This window comes from Candidatus Finniella inopinata (genome assembly GCF_004210305.1).
GTDB lineage: Bacteria > Pseudomonadota > Alphaproteobacteria > Paracaedibacterales > CAIULA01 > Finniella > Finniella inopinata_A.
Map to the genome: position 1 here is coordinate 345,878 of NZ_SCFB01000004.1, position 21,471 is coordinate 367,348.

General features: G+C 45.3%; 21 protein-coding genes and 2 tRNA genes. 17 read left to right on the forward strand and 6 right to left on the reverse strand.

Going from position 1 to position 21,471, the window contains the following annotated elements; genetic code table 11:
* Positions 1-430: 430 nt before the first annotated feature.
* Positions 431-506, reverse strand: a tRNA-Thr gene (locus tag EQU50_RS03485).
* 181 nt (positions 507-687) lie between these two features.
* Between EQU50_RS03485 and EQU50_RS03490 the strand changes: the two genes are divergently transcribed.
* The 4 genes from EQU50_RS03490 (at position 688) to EQU50_RS03505 (ending at position 4,465) form a co-directional block, all read left to right on the forward strand.
* A complete protein-coding gene (locus tag EQU50_RS03490) occupies positions 688-1,383 on the forward strand; it encodes an outer membrane protein (RefSeq protein ID WP_130153755.1) in 696 nt (231 codons plus the stop codon).
* Between the two features lie 135 nt (positions 1,384-1,518).
* On the forward strand, positions 1,519-2,901 hold the full coding sequence (locus tag EQU50_RS03495) for a TolC family outer membrane protein (protein ID WP_130153756.1): 1,383 nt from the start codon (positions 1,519-1,521) through the stop codon (positions 2,899-2,901).
* Between the two features lie 19 nt (positions 2,902-2,920).
* Entirely contained in the window at positions 2,921-3,514 is a 594-nt protein-coding gene (locus tag EQU50_RS03500; protein ID WP_130153757.1) for a DUF2497 domain-containing protein, read from the forward strand.
* A 3-nt stretch (positions 3,515-3,517) separates the two neighbouring features.
* Positions 3,518-4,465, forward strand: coding sequence for an RluA family pseudouridine synthase (locus EQU50_RS03505; protein WP_130153758.1), 948 nt, complete (start codon positions 3,518-3,520; stop codon positions 4,463-4,465).
* Positions 4,466-4,468: 3 nt separating this feature from the next.
* Here the strand turns inward: EQU50_RS03505 and EQU50_RS03510 are convergent, their stop codons facing one another.
* Positions 4,469-5,353 (reverse strand): MlaA family lipoprotein, encoded by an 885-nt coding sequence (locus tag EQU50_RS03510; protein WP_130153759.1) that lies wholly within the window; start codon positions 5,351-5,353, stop codon positions 4,469-4,471.
* 230 nt (positions 5,354-5,583) lie between these two features.
* On the opposite strand from EQU50_RS03510, the gene EQU50_RS03515 reads away from it, so the two are divergent.
* Together EQU50_RS03515 and EQU50_RS03520 are read left to right on the forward strand one after the other, a co-directional pair.
* Positions 5,584-8,316 carry a beta strand repeat-containing protein gene (locus tag EQU50_RS03515; protein ID WP_130153760.1) on the forward strand — a complete coding sequence of 911 codons (2,733 nt, stop codon included), beginning with the start codon at positions 5,584-5,586 and terminating at the stop codon, positions 8,314-8,316.
* On the forward strand, positions 8,250-8,798 hold the full coding sequence (locus EQU50_RS03520; RefSeq protein WP_130153761.1) for a hypothetical protein: 549 nt from the start codon (positions 8,250-8,252) through the stop codon (positions 8,796-8,798). Before EQU50_RS03515 ends, EQU50_RS03520 begins: the two co-directional genes overlap by 67 nt.
* A gap of 74 nt (positions 8,799-8,872) precedes the next feature.
* On the opposite strand, the gene hpf is transcribed toward EQU50_RS03520, so the two are convergent.
* Positions 8,873-9,439, reverse strand: a complete 567-nt coding sequence (gene hpf / locus EQU50_RS03525; RefSeq protein ID WP_130153762.1) for a ribosome hibernation-promoting factor, HPF/YfiA family — start codon at positions 9,437-9,439, stop codon at positions 8,873-8,875.
* Positions 9,440-9,518: 79 nt separating this feature from the next.
* Positions 9,519-9,977, reverse strand: coding sequence for a DNA polymerase III subunit chi (locus EQU50_RS03530; RefSeq protein WP_130153763.1), 459 nt, complete (start codon positions 9,975-9,977; stop codon positions 9,519-9,521).
* 105 nt (positions 9,978-10,082) lie between these two features.
* Here EQU50_RS03530 and EQU50_RS03535 point away from each other — a divergent pair, with 105 nt between their 5' ends.
* The 3 genes from EQU50_RS03535 (at position 10,083) to EQU50_RS03545 (ending at position 13,742) form a co-directional block, all read left to right on the forward strand.
* Positions 10,083-12,095 carry a hypothetical protein gene (locus tag EQU50_RS03535; protein WP_130153764.1) on the forward strand — a complete coding sequence of 671 codons (2,013 nt, stop codon included), beginning with the start codon at positions 10,083-10,085 and terminating at the stop codon, positions 12,093-12,095.
* An 83-nt stretch (positions 12,096-12,178) separates the two neighbouring features.
* Positions 12,179-13,354: a mechanosensitive ion channel family protein gene (locus tag EQU50_RS03540; protein ID WP_130153765.1), complete on the forward strand. Its 1,176-nt coding sequence runs from the start codon at positions 12,179-12,181 to the stop codon at positions 13,352-13,354.
* A gap of 136 nt (positions 13,355-13,490) precedes the next feature.
* Positions 13,491-13,742: a prolipoprotein diacylglyceryl transferase family protein gene (locus EQU50_RS03545; protein ID WP_165380324.1), complete on the forward strand. Its 252-nt coding sequence runs from the start codon at positions 13,491-13,493 to the stop codon at positions 13,740-13,742.
* Here EQU50_RS03545 and EQU50_RS03550 read toward each other — a convergent pair.
* Positions 13,732-14,562, reverse strand: coding sequence for a hypothetical protein (locus EQU50_RS03550; RefSeq protein WP_130153767.1), 831 nt, complete (start codon positions 14,560-14,562; stop codon positions 13,732-13,734). The two genes, EQU50_RS03545 and EQU50_RS03550, sit on opposite strands and share 11 nt — an antisense overlap.
* Before the next feature lie 209 nt (positions 14,563-14,771).
* Between EQU50_RS03550 and EQU50_RS03555 the strand changes: the two genes are divergently transcribed.
* The 7 genes from EQU50_RS03555 (at position 14,772) to EQU50_RS03585 (ending at position 19,426) form a co-directional block, all read left to right on the forward strand.
* A tRNA-Thr gene (locus EQU50_RS03555) sits at positions 14,772-14,846 on the forward strand.
* A gap of 34 nt (positions 14,847-14,880) precedes the next feature.
* Positions 14,881-16,140: a serine hydroxymethyltransferase gene (glyA, locus tag EQU50_RS03560; protein WP_130153768.1), complete on the forward strand. Its 1,260-nt coding sequence runs from the start codon at positions 14,881-14,883 to the stop codon at positions 16,138-16,140.
* Between the two features lie 2 nt (positions 16,141-16,142).
* Positions 16,143-16,625 (forward strand): transcriptional regulator NrdR, encoded by a 483-nt coding sequence (nrdR, locus tag EQU50_RS03565; protein ID WP_130153769.1) that lies wholly within the window; start codon positions 16,143-16,145, stop codon positions 16,623-16,625.
* A 165-nt stretch (positions 16,626-16,790) separates the two neighbouring features.
* Positions 16,791-17,267: a hypothetical protein gene (locus EQU50_RS03570; protein WP_130153770.1), complete on the forward strand. Its 477-nt coding sequence runs from the start codon at positions 16,791-16,793 to the stop codon at positions 17,265-17,267.
* 153 nt (positions 17,268-17,420) lie between these two features.
* Positions 17,421-17,843, forward strand: coding sequence for a nucleoside-diphosphate kinase (gene ndk / locus EQU50_RS03575; RefSeq protein WP_130153771.1), 423 nt, complete (start codon positions 17,421-17,423; stop codon positions 17,841-17,843).
* A complete protein-coding gene (locus EQU50_RS03580; RefSeq protein ID WP_165380325.1) occupies positions 17,806-18,387 on the forward strand; it encodes a CDP-alcohol phosphatidyltransferase family protein in 582 nt (193 codons plus the stop codon). The genes ndk and EQU50_RS03580 overlap by 38 nt, the downstream gene beginning before the upstream one ends.
* Positions 18,350-19,426 carry an AI-2E family transporter gene (locus EQU50_RS03585; protein WP_130153773.1) on the forward strand — a complete coding sequence of 359 codons (1,077 nt, stop codon included), beginning with the start codon at positions 18,350-18,352 and terminating at the stop codon, positions 19,424-19,426. Before EQU50_RS03580 ends, EQU50_RS03585 begins: the two co-directional genes overlap by 38 nt.
* On the opposite strand, the gene EQU50_RS03590 is transcribed toward EQU50_RS03585, so the two are convergent.
* Complete coding sequence (locus EQU50_RS03590) at positions 19,423-19,659, reverse strand: MarR family transcriptional regulator (RefSeq protein WP_338140444.1); 237 nt, start codon at positions 19,657-19,659, stop codon at positions 19,423-19,425. The genes EQU50_RS03585 and EQU50_RS03590 overlap by 4 nt on opposite strands.
* A gap of 276 nt (positions 19,660-19,935) precedes the next feature.
* Here EQU50_RS03590 and istA point away from each other — a divergent pair, with 276 nt between their 5' ends.
* On the forward strand, positions 19,936-21,465 hold the full coding sequence (gene istA, locus EQU50_RS03595; RefSeq protein WP_420886594.1) for an IS21 family transposase: 1,530 nt from the start codon (positions 19,936-19,938) through the stop codon (positions 21,463-21,465).
* Positions 21,466-21,471 lie beyond the last annotated feature (6 nt).

The window sequence follows — 21,471 nt, forward strand, 5'->3', positions numbered from 1 at the left end:
CTCATAACAGTTAACTTAGACGTTAATTTTTCTTATAAATCTTCTAAAACGAAAAGAGGCTCAAAGCCTGTCCGGGAAAAGAAGAAGATGGAGAATGAGAGGTCTTGAAGGATAAAAATAGGACTCAAAAGATTCAATAGGACCCTTGGGATTTTCCCTTTTTTTGTTATTTCCATAGCTGGCATTTTGTTATTTATCATCATGATTTGCATCCTCAAGATTTAAATAAAATTTTATTAAGTTGGGATGCTTTTTTAATGGATAACGGCCAGAAATGATATGGGTAATTTTTACGCAAGGAATTTTTACATATGAAGGGGTCACATTCTACTAAGAAAGTTTGTTCTGTGCTAAATAAGACAGGCGGTAGAACTGTGGAAGAATGAGATTTTTTAGTACTCGGTAAAATCTCTGAAACCCTTGGAAAGAATGGTGCCGGCTGCAGGATTCGAACTCGCGACCTACTGATTACAAATCAGTTGCTCTACCAACTGAGCTAAGCCGGCATCATATGAACATTATTAACTATTTTTTTAGGCAAAGTCTAGTCAATTTCACAAGCTAACAAAAAAATATAAAAACCAAAAAATTGTTGTCAAGTGGTGTTTGCAAACCTACCCTTTTATGGCATTGACCACAACATGATGATTGGTTAGTTTAAGCTAAAATCTTAAATAATTGGTCGCCATGTTTACTAAACTGTATAAACTTAGCTTTTTTGTTTTTATTTTTGTAGCGGCCGTAACTGGGTCCGCCTATGCTCGCTTCCAGGGATTATATCTTGGCGGCAACTTAGGGGCCGTACTTTTAAAAGGTAAACACGTCTACACCAATGCAACCCCTCAGCAAGGTTCTGTGGAACTTAGCAACCTGTCTTACATTGCGGGTTTGCAAGGTGGATATATGCATTATCTGGCGGATTCAAAATTTGTTTTGGGCGGCGAACTTGGTTTTAGCATCACAGGGTTGAATGCTACCAAAACCCTAAGGGTTGAGGGAGGTCCCGTAGAAGGTCAGGTTAGCATTCGAGAGCCTTATAAGTATAGTTTTGCCATCTTTGCAGGAATGGCGCTGAATCCAAAAGTGCTTGTCTATGCAAAACTTGGCATTGAAAAGAATAAATTCACACTAAAATATTCCAACTTGACGTTTCAAACCCCCGGCTATCAGACATATTCTGTTTCGCTGGTCGGCTTTGCACCCGGGGCGGGAGCTTACTATAAACTAAGCCAGAATCTTCTTATTGGTGGAGAATACAATTATTCATTCATCAAAAAAGTGCAGCCACGTATGGATACTTCACCTGTAAACGGAGCTAATCGCGGTTATTCAATTAGCCCCATTCAACACCGGTTACTGGTAAAGATCATACGGATCTTTTGATTTTTTTGAGGCAGACGAGTTGAGACAAAATTCCTGATTGCAACTTACCTTAAGATAAGGTTTACTAAAATACCTTACGTTAATGAATTTTTAACGTTTTAGACAGATTTTAGAACTGACTTTTAAGGAGTCTTCATGCGCGCTTTGATTTCCACCATTCTGCTGGCCACAAGTTTGTCATCAGCATGGTCCGCCACCCTTCAACAAGCTTTGGTCAATACCTATAACCAAAATCCTGAATTTAAGGAAAAACAAGAAACCGTCAAATCAGAACACGAGAAAATCGTTCAAGCCCTGGCTGGTTGGCGCCCAACAATAGAGCTCAGCACCAATATGGCTTTGAATAAACAAGTCAACTCCGGCAATTTGAAGGATAAGGATTTCATTAGCAGTTACCCGTCTAGTTATGAGGGGAATACACGTTCAGGCACTGTTCAACTTAAGCAGAATCTTTATAAAGGCGGCGGAACACTGGCGCAAACAAGGGGTGCTGAGAACGCAATTCGTGCAGCTTGGTCTTCCCTGCAAGTAACCGAGCAAAAGGTTTTACTGGAAGCTATCGAGGCTTACTTAGAGTTACTTTCTAAATTTATTAAGGTTGATTTATACAAATCCAACAAACAAGCCTTAAGCAAAAACCTTGAAGATGCCCAAGAGAAGTTACGTGTCGGTGAAGAAACACGAACCCAGCTAGCCAATGCGCAAAAGGGCTTTGCTGACGCTGACGCTAAACTACAACAGACTGTAGCAGAACTAGAAGGCGCCAAAGCAACCTATGAAAGAATTACAGGGCTTAAAACGCCCCAAGAACTTACAAAACCTAAGGCCTTTCAACACTTGCCCAAGACCATGGAAGAGGCTTTCGAGATTGCCGAATCAGAGAGCCCCTCTATTATTTTTGCCCAATTTGAGCATTTAGCCGCCCAGGCGGAGGCTGAAAGAATTACCGGCGGTCTCTTGCCAACTGTTGATTTTGTTGCCTCCAGCACCCGCAATGAATCCAGAACTGGTCAAAATGTTTATGGGACTGATTCAGCTAAAAGCAAAGATTACTATACGAACAATCAAGTGGCCGTTCAGGCGTCAGTGCCTTTATACGAGGGAGGAACTATTCGCTCTCAAAGAAGAAAGGCCCTGGAAGACGCCTCACAAAAGCGTATTGCCATTGACACAGCACGGCTAAAAATTAAGGAACAGGTTAGACAAGTCTGGGAAAACTATCAGGCAGCCAAAAATAACATAGATAACTACCAAAAGCAGGTAGAGGCCTCACAAGTTAGCCTTGATGGTACAACTCAAGAAATGAACGTGGGAAGTAAAGTTCTTTTGGACGTCTTAAATGCCCAACGAGACCTATTGCAAGCTCAACTGGCTTTAGTCGACGCTTCAAAGAGTTACTGTCTGGAAAGCTATCGTTTATTGTCGGTTATTGGTCGCCTAACTGCTAAAAATTTGAAATTAGAAGTTGATTATTTTGATCCTCAATCCCATTATCAGGAAATAAGAGGGTCTTTTTAATATTTGACGAGGAATAAGGATGGCAAACTTGAGACGAGACGATGACGGAGAAATGTCGATTGAGGAGATTTTAGCGTCGATTCGCCGCTACGTGGGCGATGACAGCCAACCGCAACCCCAAGAGGTGTCTTCCTTTTCAGCGCCCAAGTTTGACCCATCTCCTGCTCCCGCTCCTATAAAAGTTGAAAAGGAGCAAACGACCCAAGCTTTCGCTGATTCTTTATCGATTCAGAATCCTGACCCTATTGATCCACCCCTCAGATCCGCCCCTGCTCCAGAAAATGTGATTCGCTTAACCGAAGCACATATGGTCAGACCGGCCCCCCAAGAGGCTGTTTTAAAGACGGAAATTCAACCAGAATTTCAAGAAGGGTTGTTATCACCCCAGGCTCAGGCCGCAACGATTCAATCTTTTGCCAAACTGGCTGAGGCTGCACATCACGTTCAGTCCGCACCCAAATCAGAACCGACCAGTCCAACCCTTGATCAGCTGATTGGTGAGTTGGCCCGCCCCATGGTCAAGCAGTGGCTTGATCAGCATTTGCCCCGCTTGGTGGAATTGACCGTTGCCAAGGAAATTGAGCGTTTAACCAAACAACTGCGTAACGATTAATTTATGAATCAGGAAAATCCCCTTTCTCACCGTCTTGATCGCTGGTTAAGACGCAACGAACCTTATCAAAGTTTGAACCTAAGCCAGGCGCAAATCGAAAAACTTCTTCGTCAAAAAAAGATACTGGTCAACGGGCAGAAGGCCACCGCCAGCACCCGTGTGACGGATCAAGATGACATATCCATTGCTAAGGGTTTTGATTTAGCGGCCCTGGCCATTCCTGAACGTCAAAATATTGATGTGTTCAGACCCCACCGTTACAGCCCTGATGACCTGGATTTTTTGCAATCACTGATTATCTGGGAAGATGACGAGCTGTGCGTTTTGAATAAACCCGCCGGCCTTGCGGTGCAGGGTGGAACGGGAACCCCTTATCACCTGGATGGTTTACTGCAATATTACGGTAAGGGCCACCCTTTCCGCCTGGTACACCGATTGGATAAAGATACCAGTGGCGTCTTTGTGGTCGCAAAAACGTTACAAAAAGCCGTTGAATTGGCGCAGGCGTTTCAAGATCATACCGTCAAAAAAGTCTATTGGGGTTTTGTCGACGGCATCCCCAATCCCCCCTCTGGTTCCATAGATGCCAAAATTTACAAGGAAGTCGGCCAGGGATTTGAAAAAGTTGTCGTTGATGCCAAGCACGGCAAACCCGCCCTAACCGATTACCGCCTGATTAAGGCATTTGAGAGAGAAGGCTCTTGGCTTGAGCTGTCGCCTCAAACCGGTCGCACGCACCAGCTGCGTGTTCATTGTGCCTACCGAGGTCACCCCATTTGGGGCGATGCCAAGTACGGCTCTAAGGTGAAGGAGGATATGTGCTTGCACGCCCGCCAGCTAAGCATTCCTGATGCAGATACCCGCCGGTTCTTAACCTTCACGGCCCCACCCCCAGCCCATATGGAAGATATTCTTAAACGATATAAAGTCGATTGGCAAAAATACTGCTGAGGATTAGCCTCCCACAAACTCTTTCTGGTTCAATTCCTTTTGGTGGCGGCGATACTCACGATCTGTTTCCCTAGGCTCTGCAGCCCGCACGTTCTTTTCCAATTCCTTTTGCTTTTGGAAATAAACACTGCGCATCGAGGCATAAGGGTCCAGGGAATTTTTCTCAATATCATCCAAGGCCGTAATCAATTTCGCACGACGATTGGTAATATCCAGCCCATACAATTCATACAACAACCACCGTTGCTGATGATGTCGATTATGACGACGATGGGTATTTTTGACGGCATAACTTAACGGATTCATAAACCAGTCGCCAACCATGCCATAGGTCCCGCGGAAGGAAGACGGTCCTAACAGCGCCAGCACCAAATAAGGCCCCGTCTCGACGCCCCATTTAGCGAACGTTTGATTTAAGGTGGCCGGGTGCCCAGGAAGCCCCATCTCTCTCGCCACATCCATCAGCCCCAAAAGACCGATCGTCGAATTGATCACAAAACGGAAAATGGTGTGAAACGCCCGCTCCCCCTCCCCTTGTAAAATGTTATTCCCCAACGTCACAGGCGAAAATAAATTCTCCATAAAATTGCTAACGCCCGTCTTGGCAACATCATGCACAATGTCATCATAAAGAATGGCAATCGGCCTGATAAGAACGCCATCCGCAACGCGGTTGAAATTAAAAACAACCCGGTTCAAGGGTTCCAAGGGATCCGGCTCGTCCAGTTTTTCCACCTGGGATTGATCCTCGGCCCACCAGGGTGTCGCCTCACCACCAGAGCTGGCAGGCGCATCGCCAACCAGTTGTTCGGGGCCAACCATAGAAAACACGGGGGCTGATAGGAACCCCATGGAAAGGAAAAGTATGGGTAATAAAATATTGTACATTGTGTTTTAAATTTTAGAATTTTTTTTGAGATCGTAGCAAGGTTGGGCCAAGAATCCAAGCAATGATTTTATCTGGAACCTGCCTCCTGTCTCCCTCTTCATTGCGAGGAGCCCTAGGCGACGTGGCAATCCATGTATTTTTATTATCAAAAACCCCATAATTAACAATATATTAACCAATATTATCCATAATAATAATAAAAAAGATTTATTTACTATGGAGAATTACAATGAGGTCCAGTTTATTTTTATTAGGCGTCAGCCTGTCGGCTATGTCCTGTGCGTATGGGAATGTGGCGATGTTAAGTGATTCTGGGGCACCTTCTAATCCATTAGGCTCCAGTCCTTATGCAACGATTAACGCGGCCCTTAATGCGGCTGCTACTGGTGGTACTGCTGGCGTCCCACTCACCACAACTCCCGTCCTTACGCTTACAGGGGATGATACTGCGGAAACTACGGAGAATACTCTGCCATCCACCATCACCTCGTTGACTATTAATGGTGGGGGACATACGATACCACGACAGACCGGGGCTGGAAACTTTACCCTTTTAAGACTCTCTGGTACTCTTGATATTTATCCCTCTAACGTCACCTTTAGCAATTTTTCTAATAACTCGACCCTAGGTGCAATCGTTGGTGGAGTTGGTGTGAACCTGAATCATTCTTCCATTAGTGGTGATACTACCTCCAATGTGATTTTTTCGGGAAACAACTCCCTCGTTGGAGGAGTTTATGGTACTCAGGGAGTTGTAAGTTTTACTAACACAAACCTGGTAACCCTTACGAGCAACAGTGCCGATGCTGGAGGGGCCATTTCTTGCAATGGCCTAACACTTTCCGGCACACGTCTGGTAACCTTTTCGAACAACAGTGCAGGAGATGGAGGAGCCATTTGGAGCCGCAGCGACGTAGATATTTCTGGGCCAACGGCCTTTACCAATAACACTGCGAGGAGATGGGGTGGGGCTGTATTTATGGCAAATCCAGATTTTGCTACATATCTTTCCTATAACGTGACGAATCCTGTCACGTTGAATCCTCAATACTCAACGCCTGCTTTGGCCACGGCTGCTAACGTAGGCGGAGATAACGACATCGCTGCTGCTATAAGTGCTGCAATGTTCATCAAAGCTGGCACAGGGACGTTAACATTGAATACCGTTAACGTCAATTGGTTGGGGAATACGACAGTCAATGCGGGTAGTTTGATTATTGGGGATAGCAGCCATACAAGTGCGCAGTGGGGACCTAATCCCAGTGCGTCGCCTTCACAGGGAACCCCAGGCACCATCACCGTGAACGGCGGCACCCTGGGAGGATATGGGCAGATTCATGCAAGTGCTGTGACGTTTGGTGCGGGCAGTACGTGGCAGGTGGGTTTTGATTCTGCCCATCCCACAGTGGCACGGTTGAATGTGACTGGGGCACTCAGTCTTGATCCCAGAACTATTATTGACGCAACGCAAGTTACACTTACCCCGGGCACAAACTATACTATGGCTACCTATGGTACCTTGATCGGAAGTTTAAGCGCGGTGAATATTTTGCAGCATAATCCATCGTCTAGCCTGAGCTTAAGCCAAACAGGATCTGGACCTTATACTCTTAGCCTAACGCTCACTGCTGTTCCCCCCATTCCAGCTGTTCCCACCATTTTGACGGCAGGCAGTGATGGTACTAATCATACAAGCCTTCATGGCGCTCTTACGACTACTGCCAGTACCACGCCATCCCTCACCTTCACGACAGCGGCGGATACAGTCGAGGCAACCAGCACTAATTTAAGCAGCTTCACTGGTGGTGTTTCTATCACGGGCGCCGCAGGGGGAACCACGATCATCCCGGCAACTGGTTTCACCGGTTCCCTTTTGACCACTTCCGGTTCCAACGCCTTGCTGCTGAAGCCGTCCAACCTGACCTTTAGTGGGTTTTCTAGCACTGATTCTAACTTTCCTGGAAGTGTCATTAGTTGTGCTAATGCTTTGACGATTAATCCCACGAATCAGGTTACTTTTACAGGGAACAGTTCTTCTGTTAGTACTGCCTATGCAGGGGCTATTTCTGCCGGCCAGGTGACAATTACTGGAACAAAACCTATGGCCTTTACGGGAAACACTTCTTCAAATGGTGGCAAAGGCGGGGCTGCGATTTCTTCTTCTGGTGCGGTGCAAATTTCAAGCCCAGTGACCTTTACAGAAAACAGTGTCATGGGTAGCGCTAATGGAGGGGCCATTTATTCTCTTGGACAAGTGGAAATTTCAGAACCTGCGACTTTTAAAGGGAACAGCTCAGTTAACAGAGGGGGGGCCATTTATGCTCCAGCGGTAGGTCTGACAGACACCCAGTTTGCCAATAACACTGCGACAACATCGGGGGGAGCTGTGTACACGACTGGAAACTTTACCTATAACGTGACGAAGGCGGTGACGTTGAATCCTCAATACTCAACGTCTACTGCAGCCACAGCTGCTAGCGTTGGGGGAGACAACGACATTGCTTGTCAAGGTGGCGGATCTATGTTCACCGTAAACGCAGCCGTAGGAAAGACAGGGACGTTGACGTTGAACACAGTTAATGCCAATTGGTTGGGTGGTACAACCGTCAATGCGGGTGGTTTGATTATTGGTGATAGCAGTAATCCAAGCGCGCAATGGGGAAGTGCTGTTAACCGAGGAGCCATCAACGTGGGCTCGACAACAGGAGCTGTAACTGGGGGAACCTTGGGAGGATATGGAACGATTTATGCAACCAGTGTAAACTTTGTTCCTCAAACAGGCACGCAATCCACCTGGCTTATCGGTATTAACCCTACCGGCACCACTCCACCCTGTGGCGTCTTGAATATGACTGGCCAGTTAACGCTGCCATCAAACATTGAAATGATGGACTTGTGGCATCAGCTTTTCCAGTTGGTGGTTCTTACACTGTGGCGACAGGGTATATTAACAATATATTAAGCACCAGTTTAAGTCCCCTGAATACCAAACTGGCGAAGTATGGCCTGCAACTTAGCGAAGCTGGTTCTGGGTGGTCTAACTCTCTGATCCTAACGCAAGCGACTCCTGCACCCACAAACACAACCGTCACCTTTACGACGGATGCTAAGGATAAGACCCCTAGACAGGATTATATTACGAAAACCGGAGAAGGGCTTTTGGTTCAGGTTGGCACCCCAAGGACATCGCCGAATGTCTTTAGCACAACAGATACCCTTTATACGGCGCCCTTAAGCTGGGCAGGCGGAACTCCTCCGACTTGGACAGGCTCGGCCCTTTTGCCAGCTGGCACCTACAACTGGCAACTTTGGAAAACCACACAATATCAGGGGAATGTTCTCAAAGCATTCATCAACAAGGGTACGACAGTCCCGAATCAGATAACAGTGGACGCATCAGGCACAGTAACACCCTCATTACCTGTACCACTTGATCACGCATAAAAGGACCGAATCATCAGAAACAAAAAAAGGGCGGCTCAGAAATACCTGAACCGCCCTATCTGAAAGAAGTAAACTTAGTTTTTCAAAGACGGGTCGATCCAACCCACGTTGCCATCGGGGCGTTTGTAAACCACATTAAACTGGCCGGTCGCGGCATTTCGAAACAGCAAGACGGGCACTTCGGACAAATCCATGCGCATCACAGCCTCGCCCACCGACAAAGAAAGCGTCTGCGTGTTCATTTCCGCAATAATCAACGGGGCATCGCCGCCCGTATCTTCCTCGGTCGCATTCACCACATACTGCAAGGCCGGCATGGCATCATGCAATTCTTCACGGGGGTGGCGCTTGCGATTTTGCAGGCGATTTTTATATCGTTTAATGCGGGTTTGCAATTTGTGCAAAGCATTCGTGACAGCACGATGCGGATCCTGGTCTTGGCCATGACAATGAACCACAAAATGGTGTCCAATGTGCACCGTGATATCGGCACCAAACTCATGGTTATCTTTTGACATGATAACATGCGCTTCTATGATGTCGCCCACATACTGTTCAACGACAGCCTTTAATTCTTGGTTGATAAACTCGCGCAGGCTTTCGCCAACCTCTATATTTTTTCCGCTAACCACTATTGTCATATTTTAAACTCTGTAAAGTTTTAATCTTAGATCACTAAAATTGATCTTATAGCAAAATGGTGATGGGGGCATCTATAATTTACAACCGCAGATTTTCCCACTGACCTTGCAAGGTTTGGCGCCAATAAGTACACGTGTGCCCTTTTTCTTGGTAAGATTGGGCGCGCAGACGGGCTTGATCAAGAGTGTCCTGATTATTGCCATCGAATATATCCAAACATTTCTGGAAACCCAAATCATCGCGGGTAACAGTTTCCCCAGAAGTGATCACCAAAACATCGGCCTGGTTGGGATTCTCAAAACGGGTCGTTAGCCAAATGGGTTGGCGATCAGCATTGCCGGCAGAATCTTTTTCACAGCCATGGGGCAAAAAAGCCAGCGTCGAATAGGTCCAAAGCGACGCATTAAGAACCGCCAGCCGTTCTTCTGAATCCACCAGCACAACGGCCCGCTGGCCGGCATCGTAAGCTTTCTCAAGCAATTTGGGTAATGTCTTTTCCATGGATGTGGCGGTTAACTGGTAAAAAACGATATCCATCAAATAATTCCCCCTCATTTTTCCTGTGAACAACAGCCCCTTAACCAATTCTTAAGCCCTTTCACATTAGATTTAAAGAGAGTATTTGTAAATTAGGCTGACAGAATGATGGGCTTTGGGACGTCACTATTTTGTTTTTATAGTGTTTTGGCGCTAACAACTTTTGCAACGGCGGAGCCTGACTATCAGCGCGTTATCACTTTGCATAACCAAATTGTTACTGACCGGGCCAGCACAGGCCTGGAAGGGCTTAATAAACGAATCAATGAATTACTGGGTGGCAGCGGCAATGGAATCTCTGATACGCCGGCGACACCTGTACAAGCAGCCAATATGGTGCATGTCCTGATTCGCGAGGCTTTGGTTGCCAAATACACCGAAGAACAATTCGCAACAGATGTTTTGAAAGTTTATAGAGAGGGGAAACTCAAGAACCCCAGTGCCCTAAATCATTTGAAATCGGTTTTGATTATTTATATTGCTGCACATTTAGATAAAGGACTTTCAGAAGACCAACGGATAAAACTAACCCATCAGAATTTGGATAAATATAAATTAGGGATACCCTTTTCAGAAGAACTGGTTAAAGGTGAACTAAACCGAGTTGGTTTTTTCAGGCTATATAATTTCTTTGTGAAACACCCCGGCGCTGTAAAAGTGATGGATGTCCCTTTAAAACCTGATGAGGCGCTTGATTATGACCGAATTAGCACTCCATCACCGCCATCTTCCTCCTCCAGCACGCCGACTGTCCTGTCACCTTCACCCAGTGCTAATGCCGTAACTACGGCATCTCCTTCATCAGATGCGCCTGATGCGCCTTCTTTAGATACTCCTACCGCCCCTCCTATAAGTCTTTCCCACTCTACTCTCCTTACTCCCCCCCCTAAAAACACCCCATCTTCGCGTAGAGTAAGTGGAAATCTCGCCAACAAAGTTGCTGACCTTGAACAACATAGTTCATCACCTTCCAGTTCTTCATCTGATGATGATCTTAGTTATGTTCAGCCGTACCTAGAACACATACCTTCTAAACTTGATAAACTCAGAAAATTGGAAGCAGAAGTCCAATCAAACAAGTCCCAGCTGGAACAATTAAAACAAGAATCGGCTGCACTTAAAGGCAAAATGATTTCAGAACATATTGGACTTGACGCGAGCAGCCTCACCAGTGAGGCGAGCTCAATAACACATTTAACAAAATATTTATCAGAATTGACAGTACCAGTTGACCCTGGTCCGCCCCTTCCGGAATTCGAAACACGAGAGGCCAAAATAGCAAAACTAGAAGGAGAGAAAACGAATGGCCAGACTATCCTAGAGGCTGCAAAGACCGAGTTACAAAATCCCACTGTAACAGGAACAAAAAAATTCTTGAGGAACCAAGAGCTTGAGCAAATCAAAAAAGAGAATGGAACTAAAATCATAGCTTTAGTCAAAGACATAAATGCCCTTAAAAACATCAATAGCGTGGAATACAAAGCCTTAGAAAAACAAAAAAAACAGTACGATTTAGAGTTGGAAAGCTATACAGAAAGAGTACTAAAATTTCAAGAAGACACAAAAAAGAAAAACACAAAACCGGATTTAATACGTTTACTGAATATGTATAAGGCGCTGCTAGAAACTGAGGAAAAATACAAAACTTCAGATATCTCGTTTAAAACCGTAAAAAGGGATTTAAAGATTTGGGTGGATAAGAGCAAGGACGATCCACTACCCGCACAAGAGATTTACAAACAAGATTCCCGTTTTCAAGAAGCCGCACGCTTGGTTGATATGTGGAACAAGGAATCTGCAGTAGCAGCGAAAGTCAATCTGGATCTAAGCAGGATTACGGCCAATAGGTCGGGTGTGTCTGGATCAGCAAAACAGCCCGAGAGTGCAAAAAAGAATCTCAGCGGAGGAAATTCAAGTGGTCTAAGCGCATCAAATAGTGCGCCGGCAGCGCTTGCCGTTTCAAGAAATCTGTCGATACCAACAACACCCCCAGACATTACAATTCCAACAAAAAAACTCTTCACGCCGCCTAAATTGAAGAACGGGACGGCCCCACCTCAACCACCCCCATCCAAATCTAAAAGGAAACCTGATTCAGACGAAGAGGATGACGATTAAGTCCTCTTAAACAATTGCGATTGCCACAACCCTCGCGTCATGGCACTCTAATGATCAAGGCCCTGTATTGATTGGAAAATCACATGAAATTACTCAAAATCAGTATTATCCTTCTTTTCGCCTTTCTGAACATCAACCTGCTTCATGCCGAAGAAAAGGCAGCTCAGGGGCCAGCCCTTTCACCCCAAGACATCATCATAGGCAGTGCTGTTAGGGACAACGGACACCAAACAAAACAGGAGACTGAAGCCCAAGCCACGAATGCGATCGCCAGCGCCGAAGCCTTAAAACTGTTGGAAATTCTTGAAAACCCCGAAAAACGCCAAAAAGCCATCGACAGTTTGAAAAGAAAGGGAACTATCGCCTCTTCGCCTAAAGCAGAAGCCCCTGAAGATTGGTGGGAATCCGCCTATCACTGGGTTAAGCGTGATAACATCATATTTGCCCTGAAAGCCGCTTTGAAAATTCTGGTGATCCTTATCATATACGTCATATTGCGACGGTTGGTGAATCAACTTATCACGTATTATACACAAAGAATCCCCCTGTTAAATCAGGATAAGCACAGTCAAAGCACCACGGTTGCCGTTATTAAAACCGCCGCACCCATTATTCGATCAACAGTTCATTGGGTCTTAATCATCCTGGCAGCATTGCTTATTTTAAGCGAACTGAACATCAATATCATGCCCATTATCTACAGCTTCAGCGTAATCGGACTTGCCATCAGTATTGGTTCACAAACATTGGTCAAAGATTTAATCAACGGTGTCATGATGCTGTTCGAAGGTAACATGGCTGTTGGTGACGTTGTCACAATTGGGGCCTTTAAGGGCGAGGTAGAGTCCATATCGCTTCGGTGTGTTCATCTGCGCTACCCCACGGGGGAATTGCAAACCATCCCCTTTTCAGAGGTGAATTATGTGATCAATCATTCGCGTGATTATGCGCTGGCGAACGTCGAATTTTGTGTTTCTTTTCAAGCCGATTTGAAACAGGTAGAAGACGCGTTGCAGGCCGCCTATGAAACCATTAAAGGCGATAAACAATATTCGGTCCTTATCAAAGGAGACATAAAAAAACTGGGCGTCAGTCATATGGACAGTTGGAATGTGACCGTGCATGCGGCCGTTAGAATCACCCCCGACCCTTATAAAATTTTCTTGAATGAATTCTATCGACTGTTGATTCCTGAATTACAAAAACGCCATATTCCGATGCCGATGATTCCTTTTGCGCCGGCGCTTGAAGGCTCTTAATTTAACGTCCATGAAAGTTTTTGAACCAGTTTTTTGATCCTCTTAATACACGGGAGTTTTTGGGCATACGTCAAGCAAGATGGGGCCCCTGCCCCGTCACCCCAGTCAACTTTACTAAGCCTTTGGTGAAGGATTGTTGTCATGGATATTATTGAATCAAGCTTGGAAAATTCCCATTTTACGCGACCGACCCGGCCGCATCACAGGGCTCTTTTTTGTGGGCTATGGCCTGATCAGGTTTTTGGTTGAATATATACGTGAACCTGAAATTACCTATGCACTGACCGGATGCACCACAACCCAAGGGCAGCTTTTATCACTGCCCCTGGTGGTAATCGGTGCCTATTGGTTGCGCCGCCGCCCTAAGAATACCTACGTCACCGAATAAGAACTTCGACATAAGGTTGGTTAATGGTGCTGACTGATTTCAGGGCAACTGTAGCTCCTTCGCGGGTACCGGGAGTTGTACCGGCAGGACGCAATGCCACAGAACCACTGACGACGGGCGTTGTCTGGAACGACCCAAGCCCCACAACACGTTGGAAACTTGTTTCAGCAGGTAGGGCATGTACCGTGTTACCGTCCGGATCAATGATGGTAAATCCCCCTTTATACCCCAATATATAAGGGACACCTTTTTGAAGAAGTTGATAGGACAGCACCCAGGTAAACCTATAGGCGTTGTCAATAACGCCAGAATCCCAAGTAAAAGTAGGGCCTACTACTTCGGCACGTTCATCTGGTTTATTTTTCCCCTCAGACTGAAAAAACTTATTGAGTTCATTTTGATATTTCAGGATCAACTGATCTGCTGCTCCCGTACCCAAAATTCGTTGATACACCTCTCCATAACCATTACGCAACATCAGGATGTTATTTTCCAGGTGTCCCAAATCACCAGCCGTCAGCCAAGCGGGCTTTGTAGACGGTGCTGTGATCGCGGCAGGCGTTGTTGACACTAGCCGGGCCCCATGCGTTTTTCCCCCACCAAAAACATAGTTGTTCATGGGAAAAATCGTATGGGATTCGGACCCTCCGTCCCTATACTCCAGGCCAACGGTTATGGGTGAAGTCCCCACTGAATTTGCATTGATCACGCAAATAACAGTTTCATCAGAATCCTCAAAACTCCATAATTCTTGGGTCGAAGCTTGCGAACTAAAGATCGCTGAAAATAGTAATAACGAAGAAATATAACCTGAACGCATAAATAACCCCTATTTTTTCAAATCTATCAAAAATCTATAATTAATAATAAAATAAACAATCTTACTAAATAGTTAAATTTTTTGAAATTATGAATTCTAAAAAGCAGCTTTTGTCACTACCTCTGGTGATGACAGGTGTTAAGTTCCCCTTGCCTTACAAAAAAAGCTGTGACATCATCAGTCTACTTTTTTAAGAAAAATATTTTTATGCCGCAGTGGCTCAGTGGTAGAGCACACCCTTGGTAAGGGTGAGGTCGAGGGTTCGATTCCCTCTTGCGGCACCACATTCTTCCCCCCACACAAGTTGGAGTCTGCAGCATGGTTCCCACCACCTTATCAAAAACTGATCCAGATATTTTCAATGCCATCCAAGATGAATTGAGGCGGCAGCAGAATCAAATTGAGCTGATAGCCTCTGAAAATATTGTCTCAGCGGCTGTGTTAGAGGCCCAAGGGTCAATCCTTACCAACAAATATGCCGAAGGATACCCAGGTCATCGTTATTATGGCGGGTGCGAACATGTAGACGTGGTTGAAAGGCTGGCCATCGAACGGGTCACCAAACTTTTTAATTGCCAATTTGCGAATGTCCAGCCCCATTCGGGCGCACAAGCGAACCAGGCCGTCATGCTGGCTTTGCTGAACCCCGGCGATACCATTATGGGAATGTCGCTTAGTGCCGGCGGCCATTTAAGCCATGGGGCCAGCGTTAACCTGTCTGGGAAATGGTTCCAGGCCGTTAGTTACGAGGTTTCCCCCGAGACCCATACGCTTGATTATGATGCCATTGAAAACCTGGCCCAAACCCATAAACCTCGCCTGATCATTGCGGGCGGTTCGGCTTACCCCCGTCAAATCGACTTTGCCCGCTTTCGCGCCATTGCTGATTCGGTGGGTGCGTATTTATTGGTGGATATGGCCCACTTTTCCGGTTTGGTTGCAGGTGGCGCTTTGCCAAGCCCATTACCTTATGCCCACGTTGTCACCTCCACCACCCACAAAACCCTTCGCGGCCCCCGGGGTGGCATTATCCTTAGCAACGATGTGGCTTTGGGTAAGAAAATTAATTCAGCAGTATTCCCAGGTCTGCAGGGTGGACCTTTGATGCATGTGATTGCGGCCAAGGCAGTGGCTTTCGGGGAAGCCCTACAACCCAGCTTTCAAGCCTATGCCAAGCAGATTATTGATAACGCCCAAAGCTTGGGTCAAACCCTTGTCGAACGTGGATTGAGTCTTGTGACCGGGGGGACCGATACGCACCTTATGTTGGTTGACCTTAGAAATTATGGCGTGAACGGCAAAGATGCCTGCGAAGCCTTGGAACACGCGAATATTACCTGCAATAAAAACGGCATTCCTTTTGACCCCCTGCCCCCCAGCACAACATCAGGCATTCGTTTAGGCACGCCGGCGATTACCACCCGGGGTTTTAAGCAAGCCGAATGCATCCAAGTGGGCCATTTGATCAGCGATGTCTTAGAAGCCCTTCGCCAAAATAACACATCCGTTGCGATAGAAAAGGCGAAACAACAGGTCTTTGACCTTTGCCAACGGTTTCCCATTTATCAGGATTTCTAATAATGCGCTGTCCCTTTTGCAGTCATAACGATACATCGGTCAAAGATTCCCGCACCACCGATGATCAGGCGTGCATCCGCCGGCGGCGCTTTTGTGGGGAATGTGGGTCGCGCTTTACCACGTTTGAACGCATTCAGTTGCGTGACCTGGTGGTTGCCAAAAAAAATGGAATTCGTGTTCCTTTTGATCGGGATAAATTGGCCCAGTCCATCACAAGTGCTGTTCACAAACGCAATCTTGACCCAGAACGAGTTGAAAAGTTAATTTCTAGCCTTGTCAGACAACTTGAAACATCGGGCGATCAAGAGGTTTCCACCAAACTGATTGGCGAAATGGCAATGCAGGCTTTATTCCACCTTGATTCTGTAGCCTACGTTCGGTTTGCCAGCGTTTATCATGATTTCACTGATGTGAGCGACTTTATCGAATTTATCCAACGATTGAAAACCGAACCTTCCGCCTCCTTCGGCTTTCCTGCTGACTAATTAATGCAAAATACGCATGGCCATCTTGCGTTTTATACTTAAATATCCACAATCATCAAAAAATTTTTCCAATATTTTGTATTATTTTAAAATAAACCTTGTCAAATACTAAGAATTGTTTACATAATTTAATGCATTCACTTTTTTAATCGCAAGGAGCAGCGTATGCGTAAATCGCAGGTCAGCCATTTTTATCTGATAGTAACGTTAGCAGTATCATTCTTATCAACCGGAAGCATGGCTTCTCAGGGTGAAGAAAAAGACGCCGAGAAGAAAAAAGAGGGTTTAACTTCCCTACTGAAACCTGCATTTTCACCTGCATCAGCGACACCAAAGCTCACAGAAGATTCCTCAAAGGATAAGACACAATACATTCCTGTAAAAACACCAGCTGAGGATTTGTTTTCGCTTACAGATGACACAGATATTGTAAAACTTGTGCTTAGTAAGCCACAGGCCTATCAAATTCACCTAATATCCTATCAACCTGCTGCAGCTGATATTTCACAAATTGAAAGCAGCATAGTGAAACGTGGCGATAGTTTTCATGGCTCCACAATGACTATAGATCTTCAGTTTTTGACTGGAGAGGTACGTCACTATCACATAAGCCCTTCTCGTTATGGATGGAGCTGCGGTTAGTCCCTTTTGATTACGGGAAAAAATAGACTTTAACGAAACAATCCACGCCACCACCGGTCAGCGAATCTGTAAAACTTGTTTTTTTTACCGTTTTCGCTTACCTTAAATCCGCATAATCAAGTCAATCATATTTTAACAAGGAATAGTAAAGTCGTGACTCTTCAAAGAACATTATCCATCCTAAAACCAGATGTGACCCGTCGCCATTTAACAGGAAAGGTCAATGCAAAAATTGAAGAATCCGGCCTGCGTATTGTGGCTCAAAAACGTCTTCATCTATCGAAAGTGCAAGCACAACTGTTTTATGCCGTTCATGCCGAACGCGCTTTCTTTAATGACCTGTGCGATTTCATGTGCGCTGGACCAGTTGTTGTTCAGGTTCTAGAAGGTGAAAATGCAGTGGCCCACTATCGTGAAGTCATGGGTGCCACCAATCCTGCTAATGCAGCTGAAGGCACAATCCGTCGCGATTTCGCTGAATCCATAGAAGCAAACTCAGTGCACGGTTCTGATTCTGCTGAAAATGCACAAATTGAAATTGCTTTCTTTTTCAGTCAACTTGAAATTGTTGGTTAATTTAAACTTACCAAACTTGATAACGGGTGTCCGCGTCGTTGCGGCACCTGTTGTTGTTTACGGAATCTATAATTCCCATCCTTACCTTGCCTTTTGGATTTTTTTCATCGCTGGCCTAACCGATTGGTTGGATGGCTTCACAGCACGTTATTACAATCAAGAATCCATTCTTGGACAATTATTTGATCCACTGGCAGATAAGTTTTTAATCATCACCGTAACTATTGCCTTAATGGTGTCTCACCGAATGCCTGTGTGGCTGTCCGTTGCGATTATTGGCCGCGATGTATTACTTTTAGCAGGATCGGGCTTAGTCTGGCTTTATCACCTGCCTATCAATCTTAAACCCCTGGTTATTGGAAAGGTAAGCACCTTCCTTCAAATTTTCCTTTGTTTGTTCTTATTAGGCTTGGAAATCTTGGTTGCTCCACCGGCCTTAGCAAAAAGCTTTTTAGCCGTTCTGTTTTACGCTACTCTTACAGCAACAACTTTTTCTGGATTAGCCTATGCCAAAGTCTTTTGCTGCAGCCTTAGAAAGCCCTAATTTTTGGCGCATCCTTGTTGTGACAGTATTAGTGGGCTACGCCTTTACCGTATTCCTTAGCAGCATCAGCAGTATTCTATCACCCTTCATCGCTGGCTTTATAGGGGCGTACATTTTTAGCGGTTTAGTCCAAAAGCTCGAAAATTATAAGATTCCAAGAGTAGTCGCCGCCCTGTTGATCATTGTTACGTTACTTGTCGTCTTGATTGTTCTGGGAATGGTAGCTGTCCCTTTCCTACAAAAGGAACTCATTATTCTAAGCAAAAATTTACCAAGCCTAGCCAGCCGAGCTTATGAGATTCTGGAACGGGTTTTCCATTCATTGAATTCTGCCAAAATTGGGGATCTAGACCTAAGAAGCCTTAATCTGGAACTGAATCAATCCATCAGCTTTCTGGCCCAATGGGTTATTCATTTTGCCGTTAATATTATCGGCAATGGGACAGCCTTTGCGAACATTGTAACATTCATCCTTTTGAGCCCTTTGGTCATGTTTTACTTTTTAAAAGACTGGCCTCGTTTTATTGCATCCCTTAACCAACTGTTGCCTGAATCCAGCGCTGAGTCTGCTCGAACGGTTGTTGTAAAAATTCACAAGACACTCGCCTCCTATGGGCATGGGCAAGTCATTTTATGTGCTATTTTGATGGTCTTATATTCCATAGGGTTATCGTTGGTTGGACTCAGGCAAGCTATTTTTATCGGGATGCTGACAGGTTGCCTGGCTTTTATTCCCTATGTCGGTATGTTGGTCGGACTTTTGGCCAGTTTAGCTGTTGCCTTTGAACAGTTCCAAGACTGGTCATCTATCCTTATGGTTGGTGGAATTTATGCAACCATTCATCTGATAGAAAGCAATTTTTTGACCCCTTACCTTATTGGTGACCGGGTTGGTCTGCACCCGATTTGGATTTTGTTCGCCCTGCTGGCGGGTGGTCTATGGTTTGGGTTTGTGGGCATTTTGCTGGCCATACCTGTAGCAGCAGCGGTGGGGGTTTTGGTCCGATCTATTTTCACCCCCTCTACCCCAAAATCTTAGAGTTGATTAGGGTTAGCATAGGCAATGATTGCGTCAATTGCCGGCTCGTAGAATTTATCACGGCCATCTCGTTGAATAGAAATAAGCTTCTTTTCTACTAAACTTGTCATAACACGACCCACATATTGAGAACTTTTCCCCATTTCCTTTGCCATCTGTGATGCGGTCATAGAAGAATTAGTGCGTATTCCGGCGAAAATCGAATAGTGATTCCGGTCTAAACCGAACGGCAATTCCGGCTCAATTCGAATGGTGATTCTGGTCTAATCCGAACGGCAATTCCGGTTCAAATCGAACAGTGATTCCGGCTCAAATCGAACAGTGATTCCGGTTCAAATCAAACAGTGATTCTGGTTTAAATCGAATAACGATTCCAAGACGAAGCGATGGCCTTTGACCTCCTGTATCAAGGAGACCTTTGGTTATAAAACGCGTTTTATGAACGCTGTATCCTTTTTTTGTTCAACAAAACATGAAAGGAACAGCCCATGTCACGGAGTCACATATCAATGAGAAAGATCAGAGAAATCTTACGTTTACGGTACAGCTGTGGATGTAGTTACCAGGAGATAGCCAAGAGCATTGGCATTAGCGCGAGTACGGCGGTTGAAGGCGTCAAGAGGGCAAAAGCAGTTAACTTAAGCTGGCCTGTGCCCGACAATCTAGGCGACGAAGAGTTGGAGATCAAGCTGTATCCGCCTGCTCAAAAAATCAATAAAGAACAACGGGGAGAGATTGATTGCATTTATATTCATAAAGAACTCAAGTGCAAGCATGTTACGTTACAATTATTATGGAGTGAGTATAAAGAAAAGTACCCCCAAGGGATTAGCTACAGCCAGTTCTGCGACGTTTACCGAGGATGGCGTAATTCAACACTTGATGTCTGGATGCACCAGACCCACAAAGCAGGAGAGAGACTTTTTGTGGATTATGCCGGTCAAACGATGTCCGTTGTAACGGATACGTCGACAGGGGAAGTCGGTGAAGCACAGATTTTTGTAGCTGCGCTTGGTGCGTCCAGTTTTACCTACGTGGAGGCCACATGGACCCAAACGCTTGCAGACTGGATCAAGTCTCACGTGAATGCGTTTGAATATTATGGTGGCTGTCCAGAGATTGTTGTGCCAGACAATTTAAAGAGTGGGGTCCATAAGGCGCATCTTTACGAACCTGATATCAACCCAACCTATCAAGATATGGCCTCTTATTACGGCGTCGCAATTATTCCAACAAGGTCAAGAAGTCCGAAGGATAAAGCTAAAGTTGAGAATGCAGTCCAACAAGTCGAGAGACAAATTCTGGCCAAGCTTCGTAACCGTACCTTTTTTAGCTTGAGCGAGTTAAACCAAGCTATTCAGCCACTTTTGGATGTCTTAAACCGACGTCCTTTCCAAAAACTGCCAGGATCCCGTTTAAGCCACTTTCAAGACCTTGAGAAACAGGCATTAAAATCCCTTCCAACAACTCGGTATGAGTACGCCGAGTGGAAAAAAGTTAAAGCCGGCTTCAACTACCATATTGAGTTAGACAAGCATTTTTACAGTGTTCCCTATGCCTTGGCAAAGGAATCTCTCTATGTTCGCTATGGACCGACGATTGTTGAAATTTTTTGTCAGAATAAATGTGTCGCGACCCATGTCAGAAGTTATGGTGCCAACGGATATACGACAAATACTCTGCACATGCCAAAAGCTCATCAAGCACAGGTGGAATGGACACCCGAACGAATTGTTTCTTGGGCCAAGAAAACGGGGGAAGCAACGGCAAAATTGATAGAAGTCATCATGGCTTCACGCGCCCATCCTCAACAGGGGTTTCGCACGTGTCTTGGGATTTTAAGGCTCGGCAAGAGTTACGGTGAAGACCGTTTAGAGCTGGCTTGTAAAAGGGCTTTAGAGATAGGAGGCCACAGTTACAAAAATGTTGAATCTATTTTGAAGAACAAGATGGATCAACAGTCTTTATCCTCGTCCTCAGAAGTCAATAGCCTCTCTGATTCTCACGAATATATTCGTGGCCAAAAATACTTTAAATAATCTAAA